Here is a 24,651-nt window from a genome sequence, read left to right as displayed (position 1 = left end):
GACGGCACAATGCCAGAAGTTATTCAGACCATTGTGATCGTCGGAGGCGGCTCATCCGGTTGGATGAGCGCGGCTTTGCTGGCGAAACTGACGGGACAGCGTTACAGGATTGAATTGGTTGAATCTGAACAGATTGGCACTGTAGGAGTAGGAGAAGCCACTATTCCTGCCATTAAGTTATACAACCATTTATGTGGCATTGATGAGCAGGAGTTTGTTCGTGCTACAGGTGCAACCTTTAAATTAGGCATTGAGTTTGTTCACTGGGGCCAAAAAGGAGACAGTTATTTTCATGCCTTTGGCGCTTTAGGCCGACAGTGGGAATGGCTGAGTTTTTATCAGTACTGGTTAAAGTTAAAGCAAGAAGGTTTGGCTTTGCCTTTTGAGCAGTACTGTATCGCCAGTCAGATGGCGATGCAGCATAAGTTTATGCCAGCCGACCCCACTAAACCGAAATCACCCGTCAGTGAAATTGCTTACGCTTATCATTTTGACGCCAGTTTGTATGCCCGCTATCTGCGCACTTTAAGTGAACAGCGGGGCGTGATACGACACGAAGGCCTAATCAAACATGTAGATCGGGATGCGATCAGTGGTCATATCCGCCATCTGTTGCTGGAGGACGGCAGGCAAGTTGCTGGCGATTTGTTTATCGATTGCTCTGGTATCCGGGCTTTATTAATTGGCCAGGCTATGGGCGTGGGCTATGACGACTGGAGCCATTGGTTACCGAATGACAGCGCATGGACGGCACCTTCTGCAAGGCTTGCTGAACTGCCGCCTTATACCCGCTCTACAGCTCATGAGTTTGGCTGGCAATGGCGTATTCCGCTGCAGCATCGCACCGGCAATGGCTTGGTGTTCAGTTCGGCTTATGTCAGTGATGATCTGGCGCAACAACGATTGCTTGAGACGCTTGAGCAGCAACATAGCGCTGAACCACGGCTTATCCGCTTTACCACAGGCAAACGCAAACAGATGTGGGTTGGTAATTGTGTGGCTATTGGCTTGTCCAGTGGCTTTTTGGAGCCGCTGGAGTCGACCAGTTTACATCTGGTGCAAACTGCCATCACCCGTCTGGTTAATTTGTTTCCGGATCGCAGTTTTGCACAGGCCAATACCGATCACTACAACCTGCTGGCCGCAGAGGAAATGGCACAAATCCGCGATTTTATTATCGCGCATTACAAAGTGACGCAGCGGGACGACAGCGACTACTGGCGTTATTTAAAACATATGGTTGTGCCTGATTCACTGCAGCAAAAGCTGGATATTTTTCAGGCCTATGGTCGGGTGCATAGAGTGGCTGATGAGTTGTTTCGTGAAGACAGCTGGGTGCAGGTGCTGTTAGGTCAGCGCCTGATGCCACAGCATTATGACGCCATGGTGGACAATAAAAACCTGGCTCAAATCACAGATTTTGCTGCGTCCACAGCCCATGTTATTAGCGCTTGCGTGGAAAACATGCCAACACATACAGATTTTATTGCCCGGTTTGCCGCGCATTAACAGAGGTTTTTTATGAAATTGTTTAAAACACAGCTGGAGTTGATTGCTCTGGCCTGGGCACTTATTTTGCCTTTAGCTGCCGTAGCAACACCGGAAAGCTACTTATCCAGTGCCGATCAGAAGCAGTTGCTCAGCACTGAAACCGCTTTATGGCAACAGCCTTTGGATCACAAACTACCAGTGTTGCAGCTTAATACAGAGCAGCAATTTCAGCAGATGGACGGCTTTGGTTACACCCTGACGGGTGGCAGTGCCATGCATCTGATGGGTTTAACTGCAAAGCGGCGCAAACAATTGTTGCAGGAGTTATTTAGTGTAGAAGGGCTGGCGGTCAGTTATTTACGCCTCAGTATTGGGGCTTCAGATCTGGACCCTGAACCTTTTAGTTACCACGATTTAGCTGAAGGCCAGCAGGATCCTGAACTCAAGCAGTTTTCGCTGAAACCTGACGAGAAATACCTTATTCCGGTGTTGAAACAAATACTGGCGATTAATCCACAGATTAAACTGCTCGGCAGCCCCTGGTCGCCTCCTGCCTGGATGAAAAGTAACAAGTCCACTATAGGTGGCGAGCTGCTGGAGCAGCATTTCGGCAGTTATGCTTTGTATTTTGTCAAATACATTCAGGCGATGCAGCGGCAGGGTATTAAGCTGGACGCCATTACAGTACAAAACGAACCTCTGCATCCGGGTAATAACCCAAGCTTATTGATGCATGCCTGGGATCAAGCCAATTTTATTAAAAACCATCTGGGGCCCGCGTTCCGAAAGGCCGGGCTTGATACAAAAATTATTATTTATGATCACAATGCTGATCATGTCGAGTACCCCATTACTGTATTGAACGACAAAGAGGCGAAAGCCTATATCGATGGCTCGGCTTTTCATTTGTACAACGGTTCTATTACAGAGCTGGACAAGCTGAAACAAGCGCATCCGGATAAAAATATTTATTTTACTGAGCAATGGGTTGGCGCGAATTCAGACTTTGGCGATTCATTAATGTGGCATATCGAGCATTTAATTATTGGTGCTCCACTGCATTGGGCCCGTAATGTACTGCAATGGAATCTGAGTTCAGATGCGAAGTTACAGCCTCATACCCAAGGCGGCTGCAGTTTGTGTTTGGGGGCTTTGACCATTGATGGTCAGAAGGTGAAACGCAATGTGGCCTATTACATTATTGCTCACGCCAGTAAAATCGTGCCGCCTGGTTCAATCCGCATTGATTCAGTATCAACGCAGGATATTCGCCATCTGGCTTATTTGCGTCCTGACGGCCGCTATGCGTTGATAGTGCAAAACCTGAGCACAGAAGCTAAAGGCTTTAACCTGCAATTAAAAGGCTCGTTACAACCTTATTCTGTGCAGTTGCCTGCCCGCACTGTATTAAGTCTGGTGCTTTGAGTTGATATAAATCCCTTTAGTTTTAGCTTTGATGGTAAAAGCTGAAGGGGGCAGCCAGAGTCTTTCTGGTCGCAGAGGGCATTTATATGGCACAATGACAGCTATATAGTCAGGCAGACCCTCTTATGAAAATTGATTTACACAGCCATACCCTGTGCTCTGACGGTGTATTATCGCCTGCCGAATTGGTAGCGCGCGCGGTGGAGAAGGGCGTGGATGCGCTGGCCATTACCGATCATGACACGGTAGCCGGTTTAGCTGCGGCACAACACGCCATTACTGAGCTGCAACTGCCGCTGCAACTGATAAACGGTGTGGAAATTTCGACATCCTGGCAGCAACTGGAAATTCATGTTGTTGGTTTAAACATTAACCCGGATTGCCCGCAATTTTTGCAGCGCTTAGGCACGCAGCAGCAAGCAAGGTTAGTGCGCGCAGAAGAAATGGCGCGGCGTTTAGAGAAAAGCCAAATTCCTGATGTATTGCCGGCAGTGCTTGAGCTGGCTAACGGTGCGGCGTTAACCCGCACCCATTTTGCCCGCCATCTGGTCAGTATTGGTAAAGCCAGTTCGATGGATGGCGTGTTTAAAAAGTACTTAGGCCGCGGCAAAATTGGCTATGTGCCGAATAACTGGGTAGAGATGGCAGAGGCCATCCAATGGATCCACGATGCCGGTGGTGTGGCTGTGTTGGCGCATCCGTTGAAATATAAGCTAACGACAAAGTGGGTAAAACGGCTGGCCGAACAGTTTGCCGCTGCCGGTGGTGATGCGATAGAGGTGATTTCGCCACAGCAAACGCCGGTACAAAAACGTGAGCTGTGGGCACTGTGCCAACTACACGGCTTAACGGCGTCAGTCGGTTCTGACTTTCATCAGGTTACAACTTGGAATGACATTGGAAAAAATCTATATTTAACCGACGATGTAATACCGGTGTGGGCTAACTGGCCACTGACAGCCGCAACTGTGCAGCCTGGCTAACCTAATAATTTACTGTAAGAAGAATAACAATGAGTCAATTTTTTCATATTCACCCGGAAACACCGCAGTTGCGTTTACTTAAACAAGCGGTGCAAATTATCCGCCAGGGCGGCGTGGTTATTTATCCCACTGACAGCGGCTATGCGCTGGGTTGCCACGTGGGTGACAAAAACGCTATGGAACGTATTTTACAAATCCGGCAGGTAAATGTTGATCATAACTTTACGCTGTTATGCCGTGATTTATCTGAATTATCGGTGTATGCCAAAGTAGAAAACAGCGCCTTTCGCTTAATTAAAAACAATACGCCCGGTGCTTACACTTTTATTTTACGCGGCACTAAAGAAGTGCCCAAGCGTTTGCTGAACGAGAAAAAGAAAACTATAGGCCTGCGTATTCCGGAAAACAAAATTGCCCAGGCACTGCTGGAAGAATTAGGCGAGCCGTTACTTAGCACCAGTTTGATTCTACCCGGCGAAGAATTTGCTGAAAGCGATCCGGAAGAAATGCGCGCCAGGCTGGAGAAACAGGTCGACCTGATTATGCACGGCGGTGTGATTGGTGAAGCGCCAACCACGGTAATAGATTTATCGGATGATGAACCGGTGATACTGCGTGAAGGCCGTGGCGACCCGGCACCCTTTCGCTAGAACCGTTGCCAGAGAACGCCAGCTTGACAGACCAGCTGCCAGATAGCTTAACCATCCAACAGCCGTTGCCGCTGGCATTTGTTCGCGGTGAAGCTGTGCTGGAGCGCCCGGAAGATTTATATATTCCGCCAGACGCGCTGGAAATTCTGCTTGATGCCTTTGAAGGCCCGCTGGATTTTCTGCTGTATTTAATCCGCAAGCATAAGTTTGATATTGTCGATTTACCGGTAAACGAAATTACCCTGCAGTATATGGAATACATAGACCTGATGCAGGGCATGAATTTTGAACTGGCGGCGGAATATTTAGTGATGGCAGCGATGCTGGCAGAGATTAAATCACGCTTATTGTTGCCGCGGCACAGTGAAGTAGAAGACGAAGAAGCCGATCCGCGCGCCGAGCTTATCCGCCGCTTGCAGGAATACGAAGTATTTAAACAGGCCGCGACAGAGCTGGACAGCCTGCCACGCGATGAGCGTGATCATTTTACTGCCAACGCGGTGTTGGCAGATAACTTTGCGCCACTGCTGATTTTACCGGATGTCGATTTAGCCGAGCTTACTCTGGCGTTAAAAGACATCGTAAAACGGGCGAAAGACTTTCAGCATCATCATATTAAACGCGAGCATTTATCTACCCGTGAAAGGATGAGCCGTATTCTGGATTTGCTTAGCCAACATAACGGCTATCTGGCGTTTTCCAGCTGTTTTGATGTAGCAGAAGGCCGCGAAGGGGTTGTGGTTACCTTTTTAGCCATGCTGGAGCTGACCAAAGAAAAGCTGGTAGACATTATTCAGGTAGAAGCGTACGGCCAAATTCATGTCAAACTTAAAACAGGTGAGGCATAATGGCTGGCAAAATTAATGACGTGCAGTTAATGCAGTTGGTTGAAGCGGCGATTTTTGCCGCCGACAAGCCACTGAGTAACGACGATTTACAAAGCACGGTGTTGGATGGCTTTAATGTCAGCAAAAAGCGTTTAGCTGATACCTTAGCGCGGTTGGTGCAGGATTATGCCGGGCGCGGTATTACCTTAAGTGAAACTGCATCAGGCTATCGCTTTATTACCAAACCGGAGCTGAGTGACTATTTAGCCAGACTTTGGCCGGAACGCTCGCCGCGTTATTCGCGTGCCGTGCTGGAAACCCTGGCGCTGATAGCCTATCGTCAACCGATAACCCGTGGAGAGATTGAAGATATCCGTGGTGTGTCGGTAAGCAGCCAGATTATGCGCACCTTACTTGATCGCAACTGGGTTAAGGTGGTTGGCCATAAAGAAGTGCCCGGCCGGCCGGGGTTATACGCCACTACAAAAGAGTTTTTAGATTACTTTGGTTTAAAGCATTTAAACCAATTACCCCCTTTGCCGGAATTTCAGGCCATTAGCCTGGATCTGGCTGACACCGTCGTGACGACAGGAGAATTGCACTAATGAGTGAAAAAATCGCAAGTGAAAAGCTACAAAAAGTATTGGCCCGCGCCGGCGTAGGCTCACGCCGCGAAATGGAAGAGTGGATAAGCGGTGGCAGGGTTACCGTAGATGGTAAACCGGCAACGTTAGGCGATCGCATCAGCCCCACTCAACAAGTGCGGGTAGATGGCCATCCGGTACAAATTGCCAGCGAAGCCGAGCAAATATGCCGCGTACTGGCATACCACAAGCCGGAAGGCGAAATTTGTTCGCGCACCGATCCGGAAGGCCGACCCACGGTATTTTCGCGTCTGCCGAATATTAAAGGCGCGCGCTGGATAGCCATTGGCCGCCTCGATATTAATACCTCAGGTTTATTGCTGTTTACCACCGACGGTGAACTGGCCAACCGCCTGATGCACCCCAAGTTTGAAGTAGAGCGTGAATACGCGGTACGGGTGTTTGGCGATGTGAACGATGCGATGATCCAGCGTTTGCGCACCGGCGTTGAGTTGGAAGACGGCAAAGCTAACTTCAAAAAAATCAAAGCGTTGCCGGGCGAAGGTATTAACCGCTGGTTCCATGTGGTATTAACTGAAGGCCGTAACCGTGAAGTACGCCGGATGTGGGAATCGCAAGGCGCGGTAGTCAGCCGCCTTATTCGGGTACGTTATGGCGATTTACTACTGCCAAAACACTTACCTGCTGGTGGCTATGCCGAATATCCGCTGGAAGATGTTAACTACCTGCGCAAGTTAGTTAGCTTGGCGCCGGAGTTGGCAACACTGGTTAAACCGGAAGACCGCGACGAGCGCCGTCGCCGTATGGCCAGCATGAAACGCGCGGTGCGTAAACACGATATTGCCGCCAAAACGCCGGAGCGTGCACCTAAAGAGCGCAAGCCAAGCGAGGCAAGGCCTGCCAAGCCGGATGGTGCCAAGCCAGCAGGGCGCAGAGGCCCGGCAACACCAAAGGGCAAACCACAACGCCAGCCCAACGGTAAAAAGCCCAGCCGCGAAGGCAGAGGTTAACTGAGACACAACAAAGGCGCGTAAAGTGCCTTTGTTGTTTTAACGCATATTCTGGTCTCTAGGGGGTGTGCAGTTTTCTTGGAACAGCAAGCTGGGTTGCCAGTGCAATTAAGCCTCCGGTAAAGGCAAAAATTGGACCGATGATAATCCCGCCAAGCTGAAAATAGCCCATCACTGAGCCGGTTAACATTAGTATTAAACCAACGTTTTTTACTATGGCTGCCTTGCGATTTTCATGGCTCCACTGTTTGCAGTTAGCGCATTGCAGCATAAAAATACCGTTCAGTTTTTTAGCTTCTGCAGCCTGCTTTAGATTTATTTTGTGTCCGCAGGCAGGGCACTGCTGTGTTTTCATTAATGCATCTCCCTAACCAACCTGAAGCCGATAGATGGGTATTTACTGTCGATACCAACACTTGTGCGATTGGATAAGCGTGTTAAATGAGCTTTGTCTGAATAACTTCCACCTTTCGTAATCCGGTATTCACAATCACCGGTTTTTACCGGCGTTGTGTCATTTGACCGGGTTTTCTCATCATCACAATCCAGTACCCACTCTGCCACGTTAGATGACACGTCATACAGACCATAAGGGTTTGCGTTGTAGCGGCCGGATATCCATGGTTGTGCTGCTTCGGTGCCGGCTGTACAATCACCAATATCACGGTCACAGTGTTCTTTGTTCTGAATGTACTTTTCGCCCCACCAATACACTGTTTTTGTGCCAGCTCTGGCAGCATATTCCCACTCGGTTTCTGACGGTAAGCGGTAATACTGGTTAGTTTGTTCCGTTAACCATTTAGCGTAGGCCGTAGCGTCCATCCAACTGACATTAATCACCGGCATATCACCCCGGCCCCATCCTCTATCGTCCGGTAGAGTTCGATTGGTGGCGTTAGCAAACTTATCGTACTGAGCAAAAGTAACTTCGGCACGGGTTATGGCAAAAGCCGTGTTATTTTTTATGCTGCGCTGCGGGCCGAAGTAGCCGTAAGACGCGGTATATTCTTCGCCGGCAATGCCTTCCCCTGCAGGAATAATGCTTAACTGCGGCCCTTCACTGTCATCGCTGAGCTTATCGGAAAAAAAATCAGCGGTATAAGGGGCGTTTTTACCACATGAAATAATCAACACTGACACAGTGAATACTGCTAATACGTTTTTCAGCAAAGACATATTCTTCCTATTCATTAACGCTGTAACCAATAACAAAACTACGGGCACTCTCGGCTTTACCTGCCAGGCTGGTGCCACTGCCGTAAGTGGTAACGCTGGCGCCAACTAACTCCAGAAACTTAGTACCAAGCAGGGCCTGCACCTGCTTTTGCGAAAAAACTTTAGTTGCTTTAGTACCGTCATCCAGCAGTTTGCCGTGTAACATGACTGCTTTAAGTGCCTTTTTGGATTTATCTAACTGGCGAAACTCCAGTTTTAATATTTCTTCCGCTAAACGTTTGCGATCAGATCTGGAAAGGCTTTTATACATTTTAAGTATTCCAGCCTTGCCGATACCTTTTTTGCGCAAAGCAGCCGCCAGTATGGCCTGGTTACCCAATGTTTTGGTTACATCGCCTAGTTGCAAAATGTCGGTTGCTATAATCAATGCATTAAATAACGGCGACTCATCCAGATAGTCGTTATAGTGGGCATTACCGGAGACTGCATTATAAGAGCGACCGATGCCAGTACCACATTGGAATGTTGCGGCAGCAGTAGCCGTTAGTGTTAACGGCATTGCCGCCCAAGCGGCACCTACTGTCACTGTGCCACCACCAGCCTCAACAACAAGTAAAACCCAGCCTATTGCGGCGCCGGCGCAGCTAACGCCAGCACCTTTTAATTCAGAGCCAATGCTTGATTTTGCAGTCTGTAGCGCCTTTTCAGCCGATTGGTGCTTAGGTAGTTTTATTTCCCGAATATAAATGGTTTTGCCATCGGCCCTACAACTATTGCGCAGTACTCTGGCAAAAAACAGTGATTCACGCTCAATGCCGGTAATCACGTAGTTTGACAGCTCAGAGTTATAACCGATAAACGTTACACCAGCGCCATAGAATTCAGGATCGCTATCTAACTGCGCGTACATTTTTTCTAACTTAGTATCGGGGAAAAGCTGTTTAACTTTCTGTTCTTGGTAGTTGCCAGCGAACCGTAATGCTGCAAGAGCCATATAAATTCCTTTTGAAATAAATTGGCGCATTTTACGGTGTTAGCTGATAACTGTAAATTAATTAATTGTTAATATTGATGGTGGTGAATATCTACTGACTTATGCAGGTAATAAAAACCGGTTGAGTTACCCGGTTAAGTGTTGCACTGGTTGCACTTGAAGGCACTTACTAAAACAAGGCTGGATAATGTCTGATATCGATATTCTGCTCACCTTTCTGGTTATCGCACCTTGCTTTTACGTATCATTTTATACAGCAGCTCCGGCGATAGCCTGGACACCAGCGCAGCTAAGCGCTCTTTTAGGCCGCCTATCACAATATAGTTTTTACCTTTTAGCAGCGCTTTTACTGCTTTTTCGGCAAAGGCTTCTGCGCTCATGGCATTGGCCTGGGCGTCATCCATCTGGCCAAGAGCACTGCCATCGCCGGTTAGGGCATTGCGCGATACATCGGTTTTAACAAAGCCTGGGAAGATAGTGGCCACACTTAAGCCTTGCCCGAACATTTCGGCGCGCAGGCTATTGGCCCATAAATGCAGTGCCGCTTTAGCCGCGGAGTAACTACCGCGATACTGGGTGCCAACTAAACCTGCGACAGACGAGACAAACACCACCTTGCCACCGCCATCGGCCAGCAACAGTGGTAAGGCGGCGCGGGTTAAATTAATCTGGGCAAAATAATCGACTTCAAACAGCTTACGCTCAGTCTCGATTGTGGTGTCGGTAATAAGTGCACGCTGGCTGATACCGGCGTTATTAATTAACCAGTCGAGGCCTCCAATCTGTTGCTTAATGGTGTGAAGGGCTAACGTAACGGCAGCACTATCGGTAATATCCAACGGCAGTAGCAGGTGCTGTGTGGCATTGGGTAAGCTGGCGCCTACTCGCTCCAACTCATTCTGGCGTCTGGCACTTAACACTAGCCTGGCGCCGTCTGCTGCCAACTCCCGGGCTAGCGCCTCGCCAATGCCTCCGGATGCACCAGTTATCCAAATTACCTTATTTTTAACAGCCAGCATACGAATGTGCCCGGTTTTTAATTCTGTCCGACATTAAGAAATAAATGCTGTGTTGTAAAGCTGAAAGTGCTTAATGGCAATGCGGAGCTACCAGATGGTTGGCTCGAAATGTTTGGGTAAGAGCTGCCAGTATTCCGACTTATCCAGCGGTGTCGCGGTGGGCAAAAGTGGGTTGTTTAATTTTATCACTTTACGTTTTTGCTGAGCCAATTGGCTAAGAATGGCACCATATTGCTGTTCAAATAACTCAATGAAGCTGCCATCTTTGTACATTTCTGTCAAACCGTGTTCTAGCGCTGCCGCTAATTTTGTATCGTCATTGGCGACAAAAAAATATTCTGCAACGGGGTAATACAGCATTAAATCCGACGCAATGAAGAGCTTGGCTGCGATATTTTTGTGCTCTTCCGTAATCTCGATGACTGAGCGGGGCAGTGCATTGACACGGCCCTTTTCAACCATGGTAAACATGGCTTTATAGTCATTAGTGGTATGAACTTTATAGCCATTTGCTTTTAAAATCTGACTGTCCGGCCAGTCATGGCCTTGCACAAACAGGGTGTTTCGCTTATTACGTTGTGTTGATAAAAATGGTGCATCTTCGTTTACCAGTAACAGGCGCCAACCTAACAGACCTCTATTTAGTGGCACCCGAATAGGCATTAATAATTTTTCGCGCTCTGCGCTGGTCATGCTCCAGAACAAATCTACGATGCCAGTTTGCTGGCTTATTTCACGCAATACCCGGCTTTGCGCCATGGTTTCTGTTGCTGGCTGCAGGGTGTAAGGGGTTGTGGAATAACTCAGCGCCTTTTTTAACAATAGTACGTGATAGTCTTGTGTCACATCTCTATTGTCATAGGGTAGTGCATAAATTACTGTTCTTGCCTGCACTGGTGATGTAAAGAAAAATGCTGACATCAGCAGGTAGTTCATACATCTGATTGCAAACATTGCACGCAAAGTGCAGGCCTTGTATGTTTTCTAACTGTAATAAACATAGTTAATGTATTAAATTAAGGGAAGCTTACTCTTATCTAAATTGACAATTTTATCGTCAGTAATTACGAAGCCTTGTATCGTTGTTTGTAATAACCAGTCATAAGAATCATGACGGTTACCCCAATAACCGGTGCCGCCAGCCAGCTAACCAGTTGCCATTGTTCGGGTAGCCAGTGTGACAGCATACGGCGGCCACCCGCAGCAAAAAACGCGGTGTAAACAGCAATGCCGCTACCTACCATGCTACTAAAGTGTTCAATAATCCAGGCGCGCGGTTTTATTTCTTTTTTATAGACATAAAGGCTGATGGTGCTGGCGGTAACCAGGCTGACTACAGCAAAGATAATCAATAGCGGCATGCCCACTGTTATGCCCTGATACGCCACATATAATGCTGTCGGGAACAATATCAACACAGGGCCTTGATAAAACCAGCGGCGTAGCATACTGCGATCGTTTTTGGCATGCAGCACGCCAATAGCATGGCGCACGGTAACCCAGGTAAGTAAGCTTAGCAGCAGTAAAAACTGCGATAGCGGAATACGCCATACCAACATGCGTTCAATTTGCGCAGCGGTCATTTGCTTGCCGGCAGTGTAAATGCTGACAGGGTCGTATAAACCCATCAGACTCATTACTATGCCTGAGCCGGAAACAATAAGCATAAGATAATAAAACACTTTGCCAGCGTTAATATGCAGCTTACTGCCTTTACGGGCGATAACCGGCAGCCAGTATAGCAGCAAGGCAACGGCACCCAGCGCAATATGCAGATACAGCAGTGTGGTATGAATAAGTGACATGGTCATCCTCCTTGGTTGGTTGATGCAGCATAACGCTGCAGCAACCCCGGCACAGGTGCCAAAAGTCAGGACTTTTTAATATGACTTTTGGCCTATTGCAGTTGGTTTGAAGCTGCGCATAATGACGCTATGAAAACAAAATTTGATTTTGCCGCGCTTGCGGGTGTCCTGACCTGGCTAATGGTGTATGGCATCAGTATTTTTATTTTGCAAAGGGTTCAGCCCGGCCAAAGCCAGTGGCTGATTCATTTGTTGTTTCTGATTTACGGCGGCTTGTTTATAGTGCTTACGCGTGAACAGTCTGACTTTGGCCTACGTGGCCGTTTTGGCCCGCCACTATTGACACTACAGCTACTATTGGCATTTGCACTGCTGTGGCTGTTACCTGGGCGGTATTTTGAATTTTTGCCGATTCTGACCGTGATCTGGGCGGCGATGCTGCCTTTTGTGATGCGTACCGTGCAGGCTATGCTGATTGTGATAATCGTTGTGGCGAGCTGGTTTATTATCGTTGCCTGGCAAAGTGGCAATACTGTGTGGATCACTGCCTTGCTGTACGGCAGTTTCCATCTGTTTGCCTTGTTAGTGCAAAGCAGCACCCGCGATGCTGAAGCGGCCAAAGAAGAGCTGGAACAAAAGCATCAGCAATTGCTGGCGACCCAACAATTATTACAGGCGGCTTCTCGCCAGAGTGAGCGCACCCGTATTGCCCGTAACTTGCACGATGTGGTAGGGCACCATTTAACTGCGCTAACTATCCAGCTGCAGGTAGCCAGCCATATCACAGAGGGCGAAGCTAAGATACAGGTGGATAAATGCCATCAACTGGCAAAACTATTGCTTTCAGACGTAAGAGAGGCGGTAAGCACCATGCGCCAGTATGCCGGTGTCACCTTGCTGGATGCAATAACACCGTTGCTTGCTCTGTTGCCAGAGCGGCTTGAAGTAAAGCTGCAGATCCCACCCGACATTACGCTCAATGATTTACATCAGGCACAGCATTTACTGTGCATGGTACAAGAAGCTATCAGTAACAGCCTGAAGCATAGCGGTGCCAGCCAGATCCATCTTATTGCCAGTGTAAAACAGCAACAGTTACAGCTGGTTATTTATGATAACGGCAGTTTGGCGCCACACTGGCAGCCGGGCAATGGCATTAAAGGTATGCAAGAGCGGCTGGCCGAGTGTGACGGGCACCTGCAACTGGGTAAACAGCAGCAGGCCATTCAGCTTACTATAACGCTGCCTTATATTGAGAGTGAAAATGCATAAAGTGTTGCTGGTGGATGATCAGAAGTTGATCCGCGATGGCATAACCAGCCTGCTGGCGTTATCGGGCAAAGTAGCGGTTGTGGGTGAGTGCGCAGATGGCTCTGGTGTAGTGAATGCCTGTATAACGCTACAACCCCATGTCGTTTTGCTGGATTTATCAATGCCGGTGATGAATGGGGTGCAAACGCTGGCAGCATTACAGCAGGCGGGTATCTGCATCCCGGTGTTAATTCTCACCACTTTTGATGAACACGAGCTGGTATTAAAAAGTATTGCACTGGGCGCTCGTGGCTTTTTATTAAAAGATGTATCGCTGGACACCTTAGTGCAGGCTATAGCCACTTTAGCGGCTGGCGGTAGCTGGTTTGCGCCCAATATTACTGAGCGCCTGTTGGGCAGCGTGCGTGGCAATAAAACCAGCTTCACTATGCCTGTGCAACTGGAACCACTAAGTGATAAAGAGTTAGAGATTTTGCAATTAATGGCGGCGGGCTACAGCAATAAAGAAATTGCCGCCGCACTTTATAAATCAGAAGGTACAGTAAAAAATCAGTGCTCAGCCATTCTTGCCAAGCTAGGGGTGCGGGATCGCACCCGGGCCGTATTGCTGGCACTGGAGCTGGGGCTAATCAGCTAGCCTTTATAGCCATTAGGGTTAGCCGACTGCCAGCGCCAGCTGTCACCGACCATATCATCCAGTGTTTTTTCTGCCTGCCAACCCAGCAGCATTTTGGCTTTAGTTGGCTCGGCGTAGCATACTGCTATGTCGCCGGCGCGGCGCGGCGCTATTTGGTATGGCACTGCTACGTTGTTGACCTGGCTAAACGCTTTTACCATATCCAGCACACTGTAACCTGTGCCGGTACCGAGGTTTATGGCTTCAATACCATTGTGCTGTTCAAGATACTGCAGCGCTTTAACATGGCCACGGGCCAAATCAACTACATGAATATAATCACGCACGCCGGTGCCGTCATGGGTTGAATAGTCATCACCAAATACACTGAGTTTGTCGCGTTTACCCACGGCGACCTGGGAGATAAACGGCATCAGGTTATTTGGAATACCGTTAGGGTCTTCACCGATACGGCCGCTGTCGTGCGCTCCCACCGGGTTAAAGTAACGCAGCAGGGTAATGCCCCAGTCGGGTTCAGCGCGGACTAAATCTTCCAGAATATGTTCGATCATCAGCTTACTCTGGCCATAAGGGTTGGTGGCTGAGCGCGGTGCTGTTTCCGGGATGGGCACTTGTTTAGCATCGCCGTATACAGTAGCAGATGAACTAAACACCAGTTTTTTCACTGCAAAATCGCGCATTACGCGGCACAAGGTCACAGTGCCGGCAACATTGTTGTCGTAATAATGCAGCGGTATTTGGGTAGATTCACCCACCGCTTTTAATCCGGCAAAGTGTATTACAGCGCTGATATTGTAGTCGGTAAACAGCTGGCGCAGTGCCTGCTCATCACGGATATCACCGGTAATACTGATAATACTTTTGCCGCTAAGCTGCTCTACCCGGTGTAAAGCCGCGTCTGAGCTATTGCTGAAGTTGTCAAAGCTCAACACATTATAACCAGCGTTCAGCAGTTCCAGCGCGGTATGGCTGCCAATATAGCCAGCACCACCGGTTAGTAAAATATGGCTCATGCCAGTCTCCTTGTAATGTTGGCCTTAAGGCAGAACTTTCTTAAAAGGTTTAACCGTTGACCGGGCGTAAACGCCCGCAGCCAGATAAGGATCGGCATCAGCCCAGCTTTGCGCCTCGGTTAAAGAGGTAAATTCTGCTACCACTAATGAACCGCTAAAGCCTGCACTGCCAGGATCCAGGCTGTCAATCGCAGGTAAAGGCCCGGCTAATAACAGGCGGCCTTCAGCTTTTAGCTGTTCTAAACGTGCCAGGTGTGCCGGGCGGGTAGCCAAACGCTTATCTAAACTGCTGGCAACATCTTCAGAGTAAATCATATAAAACATGGAAAAGTCCTTCTGCAGCGCTGATTTTAACTGGCGCACCTTAGCAGATCCTGAACGTTGTTCCAACGACATTGAACGCATCGGAGCAGTACAGGCTAGGATTTGCTGCAACAGCCTGTTAGCATGCAGAGCGCTATAACAATAACCGGGCAAAGCCCCGGTATTCTAATAAGAAAAATTCAGGGAGTCCGCGTAGCAATGAAACGTGAACAATTCAGCTCAAGCCTGGGCTTTGTGCTGGCAGCAGCCGGTTCAGCCGTAGGTATTGGTAATCTGGTCGCCTTTCCGGTGATGGCCAGTAAAAATGGCGGTGCCGCCTTTTTAATCATGTATGCCTTTTTTGTATTTTTTATCTGTTTACCGGTGATGCTGGCCGAGATGAGCTTAGGCCGTCATACGCGACAAAATCCGCTGGGTGCTTATACTGAAATTGGCCAAAACCGTGCATGGCGCACGGTTGGCTGGATGTCGGTGATCACGCCTTTTATGATTGGTGTGTTTTATCTGGTGATCACAGTATGGATATTCGGTTATCTGGGCAAGTCGGTGATGGGGCAGTTAAACCAACTTGCCGGGCCAGACAGTTTTGGTGCTTTTATTAACAGCAACGAACTGTTTGTCTATATGGCCGTGGTAATTGGCTTAACTTTTTTTATCCTGCAAGGCGGGGTCAAGCAGGGTATTGAAAAAGCCGCACGGGTATTAATGCCAATGCTGTTTATTATGCTTATTGCGTTGGTTATTTATGTGATGACGTTGGATAACGCTATGCTCGGCGTAAGGTTTTTCCTTATTCCCGAGTTTGATAAACTGACCGGCAAGGTATTAAACGGTGCCCTGGCCCAGGCCTTTTTCTCGCTGTCGCTGGCAATGGGTATCTTAATTACCTATGGCTCTTACATTCAGAAAAACAACAATATTGTGCACGCCGGTAAAATGGTGGCAGGCTTGTCGGTACTGGTAGCCTGTTGCTCTGGCTTGCTGATACTGCCGGCGGTATTCTCGTTTAATCCGGATATACAGCTGAGCACCTTGTCTGAGTCCAGCATCAGTATGATTTTCACTTTCCTGCCAAAAATCTTCTTAGCCATGCAGGCGGATATTGGCTATTTTGGTGCCAGTTTTGTTGCCGGTTTCTTTTTCCTGCTGGTGTTTTTTGCGGCGCTAACCTCGCTGGTGTCTATTATCGAAGTGCCGGTATGTAGTTTAATGGACCAAAAAGGCGTAAGCCGGCGCACAGCTTTATACACTCTAGGTGGAGCCATGATAATACTGGCTGTGATCAGTGCTTTATCATTTGGCCGGGTAGACATTTTTACCAGTCTAACCAGCTATGGCTTAGACGCCGAAGGAAAGCCGTTAGTAAAATCATTCTTTGACGTGGTGTATGACATCTTCTACGAAACCATACTGCCACTTAACGGCTTGCTGTTGTGTTTGTTCGTGATCTATCGCTGGAAGAAACATAATCTGGACGCGGAAATCAGTCAGGGCAACAGCACCTTTGCAGGCTCTTTGCTGCAAAAATACGTTAACTTCTCGCTGGGTACCTTTATCCCGCTGATCCTGTCGGTGATTTTTGTCAATACGGTATCGACGATTTTCTTCGGCAAGAACCTGTTGTTCTAATCTGGCAGCAGATATGAAAAAGGCAGCGAACTCGCTGCCTTTTCTGTTTTTACACCAACGTTTATTTTGCCAGTTTATGTGCCATGGCTTCAACTACGACAGAAATGTCGAGCATTTCTTTCTCACCGCTGCGGCGGTTTTTGTACTCCACCTGCTGGTTGTCGAGGTTACGCTCACCAACGACGATGCTATGCGGAATACCCATTAGCTCCATATCTGCGAACATGACACCTGGCCGCTCTTTACGGTCGTCGAATAGCACTTCAAAGCCTGCTGCCGTCAGCTCGTTGTATAAACGTACTGTGGCCTCTTCAATCCGCACTGATTTATGCATATTCATTGGTATTAAGGCAATTTGAAACGGCGCTATCGCATCGGGCCAGATAATGCCGTATTCATCGTTATTTTGCTCAATAGCAGCGGCGATAATACGCGACACACCCACACCATAGCAGCCCATAGTCATGATCTGGTGTTTGCCATCTTCATTAAGCACTCCGGCTTTTAACGCCTGTGAGTAACGATCGCCCAACTGGAAGATATGGCCGACTTCAATACCGCGTTTTATAACCAGTTTGCCTTTACCGCACGGGCTGGCGTCACCTTCAACGATATTGCGTAAATCTGCCACGCTGTAATCTTTAATATCACGCTCCCAGTTTACGCCGGTTAAGTGATAGCCGTCTTTATTGGCACCGCAGATAAAATCGCTCAGGTGAGCGGCGCTGCGATCAACAATAACCGGAATGGGCATGCTAACCGGGCCCAGTGAGCCAGGGCCAGCACCAATAGCAGTAAGGATTTCTTCTTCGCTGGCAAATACCAGCGGGCTTTGTACCTGCGGCAGTTTTTCGGCTTTAATTTCGTTTAGCTCGTGATCACCACGCAGTACCAGTGCTACCAGTGTTTGTGGCGCTTTGTCATCGGCTTTAGCGGCGTACACAATCAGGGTTTTGCTTACCAGCGCCATATCCTGGTGTAACAAGGCTGCGACATCAGCTACGGTTTTGGCATTAGGCGTAGCCACTTCTGCTAAAGCCTGCGTAGCAGCTGCACGCTCGCCCTGTGGTGCTAAAGCTTCGGCCATTTCGATATTGGCGGCATAATCGCTTTCATCTGAAAACGCGATAGCGTCTTCACCCGATGCTGCCAGCACATGGAATTCATGAGACATACTGCCGCCGATAGCACCGGTGTCGGCCAGTACCGGCCGGAAGTCTAACCCTAAGCGGCTGAAAATATTACAATAAGCCTGATACATTGCATTGTAGGTTTGCTGCAGGCTGTCCTGGCTTAAATGAAAAGAGTAAGCGTCTTTCATTAAAAACTCGCGCGCGCGCATCACACCAAAGCGTGGCCGGCGCTCGTCACGGAATTTAGTCTGAATTTGATACAGGCTCAGTGGCAACTGTTTATAGCTGGTAATTTCGCGCCGTACCAGATCAGTAATTACTTCTTCATGCGTTGGCCCCAGCACAAAATCGCGGGTGTGGCGGTCCTTAAAGCGCAGCAGCTCGGCATCCATTTTGTCCCAGCGGCCAGATTCCTGCCACAGCTCTGCCGGTTGCACCATCGGCATCAGCACTTCAATCGCGCCGGCTTTGTTCATCTCTTCACGCACAATTTGTTCTACTTTACGCAGCACCCGCACGCCGGTGGGTAAGTAGGTATACATGCCCGATGCAACACGGCGGATCATGCCGGCACGCAACATTAACTTGTGGCTAATCACTTCGGCATCGGCCGGGGTTTCTTTGATGGTGGATAGTAAGTACTGACTGCTGCGCATCATAATTCCGTATGGGAGCTGAAAAAATTGCCGCCATTCTAGCAAGGCGGCAGAGGCAATTCTATTGGAGTTTTATCGGGTGCTTAATCAGCTTGCCGCTAACCTGTTGGTCGCTTGTCATACCACCGACAGAGTATACCTCGCCATCTATCTCTATCAGGCTTCTTAAATCCATTACCGGCGTAGTATTTGCTGCTGTTAGCCAGCGTTTTTCCCCGGGAGAAAATACCCACACCTTACTATCGGGCTCTGAGGCTGTGCCGTTATAGCCAACGCCATTGTAATTGTATGGGTTCGTGCTGCCGCCGATAAACACCAGCATATCTTTACCATCCACTTTGATATTAATGCCCGCCATGCGATACCGTGCGGTGCCGGTTGGATGTTCAATAACCCGCCAGTCGATCTGGTTAGCATTACTGCCTACAGTGCCTAAATAGCAAGCCGGTTCGCTTTTATACTCACGTTTTTTATCGGCGTAGTATTCTAATGTTACCCCATCACATACCAACATCTGGTTGTCTGCCATAGCGGCTGCTAAACCAAATACTGGTTTGCCCGGAAACGGTGTCGCTTGCGACCAGCGCTGGGTAAAATTATCAAATACCTGCACCAAATTGACACTGCCATGATCGCTCCAGCCGCTTATCAGATAGATATAACGGTTTTGGTACGTCAGGGCTACAGCATCATCTACCGGCACCGGCATGTCGTTTAGCTTGGTGTAGCGCTTGGTGATCGGGTCAATACGGTAACTGTCTACAGCTGTTCTTTCGCTACCATCAGCATTTACGCTAAAGCCACCGAAAACAAAAAAGTTACTGTTTAGCGCCACTGCACTGGCGGCAATACGACCATTTACTTTTTGTGTGCTGGGCACCGCAGGCAGGCTTTGCCAGTTAAATTCACCTACAGTGTGCATCCACACTTTATTGTGAATGTCGCTATGCTGTTTGCCGGGGCCCAGCCCCATAAAGCTGGCAATATAGGTTTTACCGCGCACAGAGGTGCTGGCAACGGCGTTATTGCTTACCGGTTCGGGTAAATCGGGCAGGGGTGTTGCGGATACGGCAACACAGGTTGCTGCAGCTGCCACACTACTCAAGTAGCTGATGGATTTCAGTAACATGGTTATGTTCTCCGTTCACGGTCCATTTAATATTGTAGTTATACAGTGTCATACCATAACTTTGTTCACCGTCGCGCTGCTTTTTATAAGACGGTCTGGGGTCTTGCTTTAACACTTTATCTATAAATACTTGTAAATCAGGGTATTGGCTTTGCTTTTGGCAAAATATGCTGGCGGCTTCACTAAAACTAACCGTCATGGCTGTTTCTGGAGCTGCATCGGCAAAACCGCCTGCTGCGTCAGGCAATGCGTCGGAGTATGGCAAATAGGGTTTAATATCCACCACCGGGGTGCCGTCAAGCAGGTCTATACCGCTTAGTTTCAGCATCAGTTTACCGTTTTTGCGCTCAACGCCTTCGAGCTTTACTACGGATAACCCTATCGGGTTGGGCCTGAAAGTAGCACGGGTAGCAAACACGCCTTTACGGGTATTACCACCCAGGCGTGGCGGACGAACCATCGGTGACCAGCCTTTATCGGCTGTTTCATGAAACACAAACAGCAGCCATAAATGGCTAAAGCTGTCGATACCGCGCAAAATGGCGTCATCGCTGTAATCGCTTTCCAATACCAGGTAGCCGCTGGCTTCCGGTATCAATCCCGGCTGACGCGGAATAGCAAATTTTTGCTTGTAGGGTGATTGAATATAACCCACCACATTAAACTGATAAGACGCCATACACTCCAAAGCTTTACTGATCAAAAGCGACTGCGGGTATTATGCGGTTTTTTGTCGAAACAACAAGTTAACTAGAAGACGTCTAAATGTCTTTGACGCTGTAGGTCAAGATGCGGTAAAACAACAGCAGGAATAAAAAACAACAGATGTGAGATATGGAACGCAAAATTTTATTAACGGAATGCCCCGACTCCAAAGGCCTTATCGCGCAGATCACCAATATTTGCTACAAACACCAGCTGAATATTATCCGCAATACCGAGTATGTTGATCCCGTAAGCGGCCGGTTTTATATGCGCACTGAACTCGAAGGCGTATTTAACGACGCTACCTTGTTGTTCGATTTAGACCGGGCCTTACCTCAGGGCTCAGAGCGCAGCCTGGTTAGCCAGCGTGCCAAGCGGGTGGTGGTGCTGGTAACAAAAGAAGCGCATTGCCTGGGTGATATTTTAATCAAGGTATTTGATGGCTCGCTGGCACTGGATATTGCTGCTGTAGTGGGAAATTACCCTGAGTTGGAGCAACTGGCTGCCCGTTTTGATTTACCTTACCATCATATTTGCCATAAAGGTTTAAGCCGCACCGAGCATGAAGCAGCTTTACTGGAAGTAATAAAACCCTACCAGCCGGAATACTTAGTGCTTGCTAAGTTTATGCGTATTTTAACGCCGGCATTTGTGGCGCAGTTTCCTGAGAGGATTATTAATATTCACCACAGTTTTTTACCGGCGTTTATTGGCGCTAACCCTTACCAACAGGCGTTTGAGCGCGGTGTGAAAATTATTGGTGCTACGGCACACTTTGTAAATGATCACTTAGATGAAGGCCCGATTATTCAGCAAATAGTTGCGCCGGTGGATCATAACTTCAGTGCTGTTGATATGGCACGGGCCGGGCGTGATGTAGAAAAAGCAGCACTGAGTAAAGCATTACAGCTGGTGGTGGAAGACAGAGTGTTTGTGCATGGCAACAAAACCGTGATCCTATAAACTGCGGTTTTACATTGGCAGCCTTTTCTCTGATACTTGGCTGACAGTCATCTTTGAGTAATACAATATGCGCCGTATCTTTTTAAGTATGCTGTTACTGTGTGTTTCTGCATTGTGTGCGGCTGAACAGGCCGCGCTTCATCCAAAGCTTGAGCCATTAAGGCCATACCTCAACCAGCACTGGCAAGGCGATTTAAGCCAGCCAGGAGCGGATGCCAAGGTAATTGACCGTTCATTGTGGAGCAGGGCGCTAAATGGCCAGGCAATAAAAACGGTGCATTCCATTAATGATGGCCAATATGGCGGCGAATCTTTTATTTTCTGGGATGAAAATCAGCAAAGCCTGGCGTATTACTACTTCACCACTGCCGGTTTTTATACTCATGGCACCATGACTTTTGATGCACAGGTAGGAGAAATTATTGCGCAGGAAAAAATGCAAAATAACCAGAATGGCATTACGGAGGTAAAATCATTCAGCCGGATAATGCCTGACGGTACTTTGGATGTGAAATCAAACTATCTGCAAAATGGCAGTTGGGTAGAGGGCCACCGCGCCACCTATAAGCCAGTGGCGCAGCAACAAATTATTTTTAAATAGCTATTTTTCGCTGATATGGCAGTCGGCCAGATCCAGTGTATAAATATCGTCAATTTTATCGGCGCAGGAGTGGCTGACACGTAAATCTTTTACCCGGCCATTGCGCAAGCTATATACCCAGCCATGAATAGTTAATGGCTGGCCTCGCTCCCAGGCCTCCTGAACAAAGCTGGTGTGGCACAGGTTACGTACCTGTTCCATCACGTTTAGCTCAATCAGCCGGTTTAGCCGCTCACTGTCGTCGGCAACTTGCTCCAGCTCGTCGCGGTGCATAGAGTAAACATCTTTAACGTTACGCAGCCAGTTATCGACAAAGCCAACCCGTTGCTTGGTCATCGCAGCTTTAACACCACCGCAACCATAATGGCCAACGACTAAAATGTGTTTTACTTTAAGAATATCAATAGCGTATTGCAGCACTGATAAGCAATTCATATCAGAATGCAGTACCAGATTAGCCACATTGCGGTGCACAAATAACTCGCCTGGTAACAGGCCTACAATTTCATTGGCTGGTACGCGGCTGTCAGAGCAACCAATCCACAGATATTCCGGTGCTTGTTGCTCGGATAACTGTTTAAAAAATCCCGGTTGTTCTTTTTCAATCCGGTCTGCCCAATTTCTATTATTGACAAACAGCTGTTTAAAATCTGGCATAAACCTACCCTGATCAGAAAAATCGCGACAAGATAGCCGATCTTACCTGCTTTTAGAGCACCGACCAGCTGAAATGAAACGGTATTGCACGAAAATTTACCATGCAGATTAAGTTAATGCCAGCGGCTGACGAAATGAAAGCAATCTCGCTATACTGTGGCAAAGGTTGTTTTATAACGTTAAGTTCAACAAAAGGAAGCAAAAATGATCCCCGTAATACTGTCAGGTGGTTCAGGCACAAGGTTGTGGCCCTTATCGCGGGCAAAAAAGCCAAAACAATTTCTGCCACTGCTAAATGATAAAAGTATGCTGCAAAATACGATTTTGCGGCTAAAAGGCCTGGCGGGTTTACAAGCACCCATGGTGATCTGCAACGAAGATCACCGCTTTATGGTAGCAGAGCAGCTGCGCGAACTAAGCGCGACCACGCCAACAATCATGCTGGAGCCGGTAGGGCGCAATACGGCTCCGGCAATAGCGGTTGCCGCTATGCAGGCTATAGCAGATGGCGACGATCCGCTGCTGCTGGTGCTGGCTGCCGACCATGCTATTAAAGATATTCCAGCATTTCACCGCGCGGTGGAACTGGCAGCACCGGTCGCCAGGCAAGGCAAACTGGTTACTTTTGGCATAGTGCCGACCAGTGCCCATACCGGTTATGGCTATATTCGCCGTGCCGATATTGCTGACAGTAGCCTACCAGCCGACGTAGCTGCGGTGGCTAAGTTCTGTGAAAAGCCGGATTTAGCCACCGCCAGGCAGTTTGTCGACTCTGGCGAGTACTTCTGGAACAGCGGTATGTTTTTGTTTAAAGCCAGCAGCTTTCTTGCTGAATTAAAGCAATATGCTCCGGCTATTATCAGTGCCGCTGAGCAAGCACTGGTAAATGCGGCCAGAGATTTAGATTTTATCCGGCTTGATAAAGCGGCATTCTGTGCCAGCCCGTCTGACTCTGTTGACTATGCCGTGATGGAAAAGTCAGCCAATACCGCTATGGTCGCACTTGATGCCGGCTGGAGTGACGTTGGCAGCTGGGATGCGCTGTGGGAGGTGATGGCCAAAGATGAGCAGGGTAATGCGTGTCGTGGCGATGTACTGCTGGAACAATGCCAAAACAGCTATGTTAATGCTGAAGAGCGGCTGGTGGCTGTTATTGGCCTGGATGACGTCGTGGTGGTTGAAACTAAAGATGCAGTTCTGGTGGCCAGTAAAACACATATTCAGGGTGTGAAAAACATCGTAGCAAAATTGCAAAGTTATGGCCGCACTGAAGTGGATCTGCACCGGGAAGTATTCAGGCCATGGGGCAAATATGATTCGGTAGATAATGGCACACGTTATCAGGTTAAACATATTACGGTAAAACCCGGCGCTAAACTGTCAGTACAAATGCATCATCATCGTGCAGAACACTGGGTAGTTGTCAGTGGCTCTGCGTTAGTACGCAATGGTGATAACGAGTTTCTGGTGACTGAGAATGAATCAACCTATATCCCGGTAGGTGTGATTCATTCATTGGAAAATCCCGGCAAAATTCCGTTAGAGCTGATTGAAGTGCAGTCAGGCAGTTATCTGGGGGAAGATGATATTGTGCGGTTTGAAGATAAATATGGCCGCAGCTGAGGCTATACGTTATTAGCTGATTCGGCATATTCGCTTTAGCAATGGCCAAATATAGCAGCACTGTTGTCAGTTAAGTGCTGCTATACCTTCCCTTTAGCAACACCTCAGGCACTGGAATTACGGCGAGCAAGTTTAATCTTCATAGCGAAAATATAGAAAATATAGAAAATATGCTTAAATTGAATGTATAATCAAAGCAACAAACCCTGTTAATGGAACAAAAATTGGACAATATTGATTTAATCTTAACTGAAGCTGAATGAATGATATTGTTTTTGTTGTTTAAGTGTTTTTTATATCTTTATTTTATTAGATAAATTGCTT

At 48.1% G+C, this 24,651-nt stretch carries 25 protein-coding genes; 13 read left to right on the top strand and 12 right to left on the bottom strand.

Annotated features, from left to right (window positions below):
* Positions 1 to 9: 9 nt before the first annotated feature.
* The 7 genes from MJX74_RS13750 to rluB all read left to right on the top strand — a co-directional run bounded on the left by MJX74_RS13750 (position 10) and on the right by rluB (position 6,991).
* Positions 10 to 1,509 carry a tryptophan halogenase family protein gene (locus MJX74_RS13750; protein WP_240223396.1) on the top strand — a complete coding sequence of 500 codons (1,500 nt, stop codon included), beginning with the start codon at positions 10 to 12 and terminating at the stop codon, positions 1,507 to 1,509.
* A gap of 12 nt (positions 1,510 to 1,521) precedes the next feature.
* Complete coding sequence (locus tag MJX74_RS13745) at positions 1,522 to 2,916, top strand: glycoside hydrolase family 30 protein (protein WP_240223395.1); 1,395 nt, start codon at positions 1,522 to 1,524, stop codon at positions 2,914 to 2,916.
* 125 nt (positions 2,917 to 3,041) lie between these two features.
* A complete protein-coding gene (gene rnm / locus MJX74_RS13740; RefSeq protein WP_240223394.1) occupies positions 3,042 to 3,899 on the top strand; it encodes an RNase RNM in 858 nt (285 codons plus the stop codon).
* Positions 3,900 to 3,928: 29 nt separating this feature from the next.
* A complete protein-coding gene (locus MJX74_RS13735) occupies positions 3,929 to 4,549 on the top strand; it encodes an L-threonylcarbamoyladenylate synthase (RefSeq protein WP_240223393.1) in 621 nt (206 codons plus the stop codon).
* A gap of 23 nt (positions 4,550 to 4,572) precedes the next feature.
* The gene (locus MJX74_RS13730; protein WP_240223392.1) at positions 4,573 to 5,397 is read left to right on the top strand and encodes a segregation and condensation protein A; all 825 of its coding nucleotides are present in this window, start codon (positions 4,573 to 4,575) and stop codon (positions 5,395 to 5,397) included.
* Positions 5,397 to 5,981: an SMC-Scp complex subunit ScpB gene (scpB, locus tag MJX74_RS13725; RefSeq protein WP_240223391.1), complete on the top strand. Its 585-nt coding sequence runs from the start codon at positions 5,397 to 5,399 to the stop codon at positions 5,979 to 5,981. The genes MJX74_RS13730 and scpB overlap by 1 nt, the downstream gene beginning before the upstream one ends.
* On the top strand, positions 5,981 to 6,991 hold the full coding sequence (gene rluB / locus MJX74_RS13720; protein ID WP_240223390.1) for a 23S rRNA pseudouridine(2605) synthase RluB: 1,011 nt from the start codon (positions 5,981 to 5,983) through the stop codon (positions 6,989 to 6,991). The genes scpB and rluB overlap by 1 nt, the downstream gene beginning before the upstream one ends.
* Before the next feature lie 58 nt (positions 6,992 to 7,049).
* Here the strand turns inward: rluB and MJX74_RS13715 are convergent, their stop codons facing one another.
* The 6 genes from MJX74_RS13715 to MJX74_RS13690 form a co-directional block, all read right to left on the bottom strand.
* Positions 7,050 to 7,346: a CpXC domain-containing protein gene (locus MJX74_RS13715; RefSeq protein ID WP_240223389.1), complete on the bottom strand. Its 297-nt coding sequence runs from the start codon at positions 7,344 to 7,346 to the stop codon at positions 7,050 to 7,052.
* Positions 7,346 to 8,167 (bottom strand): formylglycine-generating enzyme family protein, encoded by an 822-nt coding sequence (locus MJX74_RS13710; RefSeq protein WP_240223388.1) that lies wholly within the window; start codon positions 8,165 to 8,167, stop codon positions 7,346 to 7,348. Before MJX74_RS13710 ends, MJX74_RS13715 begins: the two co-directional genes overlap by 1 nt.
* 7 nt (positions 8,168 to 8,174) lie before the next feature.
* On the bottom strand, positions 8,175 to 9,161 hold the full coding sequence (locus tag MJX74_RS13705; RefSeq protein ID WP_240223387.1) for a hypothetical protein: 987 nt from the start codon (positions 9,159 to 9,161) through the stop codon (positions 8,175 to 8,177).
* Positions 9,162 to 9,382: 221 nt separating this feature from the next.
* Complete coding sequence (locus MJX74_RS13700; protein WP_240223386.1) at positions 9,383 to 10,180, bottom strand: SDR family oxidoreductase; 798 nt, start codon at positions 10,178 to 10,180, stop codon at positions 9,383 to 9,385.
* A gap of 87 nt (positions 10,181 to 10,267) precedes the next feature.
* Positions 10,268 to 11,116: a type 2 periplasmic-binding domain-containing protein gene (locus MJX74_RS13695; protein ID WP_240223385.1), complete on the bottom strand. Its 849-nt coding sequence runs from the start codon at positions 11,114 to 11,116 to the stop codon at positions 10,268 to 10,270.
* Between the two features lie 128 nt (positions 11,117 to 11,244).
* Positions 11,245 to 11,985, bottom strand: a complete 741-nt coding sequence (locus tag MJX74_RS13690) for a DUF2306 domain-containing protein (RefSeq protein ID WP_240223384.1) — start codon at positions 11,983 to 11,985, stop codon at positions 11,245 to 11,247.
* A 129-nt stretch (positions 11,986 to 12,114) separates the two neighbouring features.
* Between MJX74_RS13690 and MJX74_RS13685 the strand changes: the two genes are divergently transcribed.
* A complete protein-coding gene (locus MJX74_RS13685) occupies positions 12,115 to 13,257 on the top strand; it encodes a sensor histidine kinase (RefSeq protein WP_240223383.1) in 1,143 nt (380 codons plus the stop codon).
* Complete coding sequence (locus MJX74_RS13680; RefSeq protein ID WP_240223382.1) at positions 13,250 to 13,894, top strand: response regulator; 645 nt, start codon at positions 13,250 to 13,252, stop codon at positions 13,892 to 13,894. Before MJX74_RS13685 ends, MJX74_RS13680 begins: the two co-directional genes overlap by 8 nt.
* Here MJX74_RS13680 and galE read toward each other — a convergent pair.
* Together galE and MJX74_RS13670 are read right to left on the bottom strand one after the other, a co-directional pair.
* A complete protein-coding gene (galE, locus tag MJX74_RS13675) occupies positions 13,891 to 14,907 on the bottom strand; it encodes a UDP-glucose 4-epimerase GalE (protein WP_240223381.1) in 1,017 nt (338 codons plus the stop codon). The genes MJX74_RS13680 and galE overlap by 4 nt on opposite strands.
* A gap of 24 nt (positions 14,908 to 14,931) precedes the next feature.
* Positions 14,932 to 15,231 carry a YciI family protein gene (locus MJX74_RS13670; RefSeq protein WP_240223380.1) on the bottom strand — a complete coding sequence of 100 codons (300 nt, stop codon included), beginning with the start codon at positions 15,229 to 15,231 and terminating at the stop codon, positions 14,932 to 14,934.
* A gap of 198 nt (positions 15,232 to 15,429) precedes the next feature.
* On the opposite strand from MJX74_RS13670, the gene MJX74_RS13665 reads away from it, so the two are divergent.
* Positions 15,430 to 16,860, top strand: a complete 1,431-nt coding sequence (locus tag MJX74_RS13665) for a sodium-dependent transporter (protein ID WP_240223379.1) — start codon at positions 15,430 to 15,432, stop codon at positions 16,858 to 16,860.
* A 61-nt stretch (positions 16,861 to 16,921) separates the two neighbouring features.
* Here MJX74_RS13665 and MJX74_RS13660 read toward each other — a convergent pair whose 3' ends face one another.
* The 3 genes from MJX74_RS13660 to tsaA all read right to left on the bottom strand — a co-directional run bounded on the left by MJX74_RS13660 (position 16,922) and on the right by tsaA (position 20,481).
* Positions 16,922 to 18,649, bottom strand: a complete 1,728-nt coding sequence (locus tag MJX74_RS13660) for a proline--tRNA ligase (RefSeq protein WP_240223378.1) — start codon at positions 18,647 to 18,649, stop codon at positions 16,922 to 16,924.
* A gap of 61 nt (positions 18,650 to 18,710) precedes the next feature.
* A complete protein-coding gene (locus MJX74_RS13655) occupies positions 18,711 to 19,778 on the bottom strand; it encodes a Kelch repeat-containing protein (RefSeq protein WP_240223377.1) in 1,068 nt (355 codons plus the stop codon).
* Positions 19,747 to 20,481: a tRNA (N6-threonylcarbamoyladenosine(37)-N6)-methyltransferase TrmO gene (gene tsaA, locus MJX74_RS13650; protein WP_240223376.1), complete on the bottom strand. Its 735-nt coding sequence runs from the start codon at positions 20,479 to 20,481 to the stop codon at positions 19,747 to 19,749. Before tsaA ends, MJX74_RS13655 begins: the two co-directional genes overlap by 32 nt.
* A 131-nt stretch (positions 20,482 to 20,612) precedes the next feature.
* On the opposite strand from tsaA, the gene purU reads away from it, so the two are divergent.
* Positions 20,613 to 21,446, top strand: coding sequence for a formyltetrahydrofolate deformylase (gene purU, locus MJX74_RS13645; protein WP_240223375.1), 834 nt, complete (start codon positions 20,613 to 20,615; stop codon positions 21,444 to 21,446).
* Between the two features lie 67 nt (positions 21,447 to 21,513).
* Positions 21,514 to 22,047 (top strand): hypothetical protein, encoded by a 534-nt coding sequence (locus MJX74_RS13640; RefSeq protein ID WP_240223374.1) that lies wholly within the window; start codon positions 21,514 to 21,516, stop codon positions 22,045 to 22,047.
* On the opposite strand, the gene can is transcribed toward MJX74_RS13640, so the two are convergent.
* A complete protein-coding gene (can, locus tag MJX74_RS13635) occupies positions 22,048 to 22,704 on the bottom strand; it encodes a carbonate dehydratase (protein ID WP_068229795.1) in 657 nt (218 codons plus the stop codon).
* Positions 22,705 to 22,908: 204 nt separating this feature from the next.
* Between can and MJX74_RS13630 the strand changes: the two genes are divergently transcribed.
* Complete coding sequence (locus tag MJX74_RS13630; protein WP_240223373.1) at positions 22,909 to 24,327, top strand: mannose-1-phosphate guanylyltransferase/mannose-6-phosphate isomerase; 1,419 nt, start codon at positions 22,909 to 22,911, stop codon at positions 24,325 to 24,327.
* The last annotated feature ends 324 nt before the right edge of the window (positions 24,328 to 24,651 follow it).

Source organism: Rheinheimera hassiensis, assembly GCF_022436675.1.
In the GTDB taxonomy this organism is placed as follows: Bacteria; Pseudomonadota; Gammaproteobacteria; order Enterobacterales; family Alteromonadaceae; genus Alishewanella; species Alishewanella hassiensis.
The sequence above is the reverse complement of the archived record's forward strand: the minus strand, read 5'-3'. Positions and strand labels throughout refer to the sequence as shown.